We start from the raw sequence: 1,625 nt of genomic DNA, 5'->3' as shown, positions 1-1,625 counted from the left end.
AGCCCGCCAGTGCCCCCAGCACCAGGCGCGGCCCAGCCCCCGTCCCCGCTCAGCGGGGGCCACGAAGAGGTCGATGATAAATGGACCGGGAAGTCCGGGATCCCAGATGGATCGCTGGACCACAAAGACGGCACCGACCGCCCGTGCACCGAGTACGGCAGCGCTGGAGCATTCGGGCAGCAACCGCCCGTAGTGGTGGCGAAGGTCTGTTCCATTTCCCGTGTGGCGTCGTGCAGCGTTGTTGCGGCCACCTCGGGCGGGTACGCGGCCAGGTAGGCGGCCGCCAAGTCCGCGGCGTGACGGGGATGGATCGGCTGGATCCGCGCATCTTCGGTGGCGGGCAGTTCAAGGCCCGCCTGGGTGGGATCGACCTTGAGAAGGTCTGAGGGCACGGCTGTTCCGTTCGTGGGTCTTCCATGGATCTGCGGGTAGCTCAGGAACGGATCATGGACCCGAGCCTAGCAGCTGTTCCCGGCCGTGCGGGCCAGGATCAGCCGGCGCTTCGGCACGGGTGGCCCCACTGCCCTGCTGCCGCCAAACACGAAGGGGGCCTGCCCACGGCAGGCCCCTTGGTGTTCATTGCTGGTGCCCGGTGCTGTGCGGCACGCCGGAATGACTTACGCTTCCAGGTGCGTGGGAGCAAACATCTTCAGCAGAGTCTGCACCACCACGACGTTTGGCCCCTCGGCGGCGAAGGACTCGCGCAGCGCCTGCCCGACCTCCTCCACCGGAACCTGGCGGGCCGGAATCCCGAAGGACTCGGCCAGGGCCACGAAGTCGGGGCGCGCCAGCTCGGTGGCGGTGGCCTTGCCGAAGGCCCCTTCCATGTATTCGCGCAGGATGCCGTAGCCGCCGTCATCCACGATCAGCCAGGTGACCGGGACGTTGTGCTGCTTGGCGGTGGCCAGTTCGGCGATCGAGTACATGGCCGATCCGTCACCGGAGACGGCCAGCACCCGCGCCTCGGCGTGGCCCGGCCCCTGGGTTTCCAGCCCGACGGCACCGCCGATGGCCGCGGGGTAGCCAAAGCCCAGTCCCCCGGCCCCCTGCGCCGAATGGAACTGGCCCTGGCGGGCGTCCCAGCAGCTCCAGCCCCAGTAGGCGGCGATGGTCATGTCCCAGTAGGTCTGCATCCGCTCCGGCACGGCCTGGCGGATGTCGGCCATGAACCGGCGTTCCTTGTCCAGGTCCTGCGAATCCAGGCGCCGCTGCACCTTTTCCAGGGTCTGGGCCACCAGCTGCTGCGGGCTCTGGCCGTGCCAGTCCACGCGGGCCTGGTGCCCGGTGCGCCGCAGTTCCTCGGCCAGGAACTCCAGCGCGGCCTTCGCATCGGCGCGCAGCCCCAGGGCCGGGGTGTTGGATTCCAGCACCCGCGGTTCGGCTTCAATCTGGATCATCCGCCCGCGCGGGGTGAGGGTGAAGTAGTTGCTGGTCACCTCGCCCAGCGAGGAGCCGACCACGATCAGCACGTCCGCGTCCTCCAGGACCTCGGTGACGTAGCGGTCCTCCACCCAGGACTGCAGGGAGAGTTCGTGGTCCCACCCGAACGCGCCGTTGCCGCCGGGGGTGCTCAGCACCGGGGCCTGCAGCGTTTCGGCGACCTGCGCCAGCGCCTGCTGCGCGCC

The 1,625-nt window shown here is 69.5% G+C and carries 1 protein-coding gene and 1 pseudogene; both read right to left on the bottom strand.

The window, feature by feature from the left end; genetic code table 11:
• Positions 1–183, bottom strand: a pseudogene (locus JCM19049_RS21030) (hypothetical protein); the annotation flags it as partial.
• Between the two features lie 434 nt (positions 184–617).
• Positions 618–1,625 (bottom strand): thiamine pyrophosphate-dependent enzyme (locus JCM19049_RS13615; protein WP_279403227.1); only part of this gene is annotated, 1,008 nt, incomplete at its 5' end.

Source organism: Arthrobacter sp. JCM 19049, from assembly GCF_001310435.1.
The sequence above is the reverse complement of the archived record's forward strand: the minus strand, read 5'-3'. Positions and strand labels throughout refer to the sequence as shown.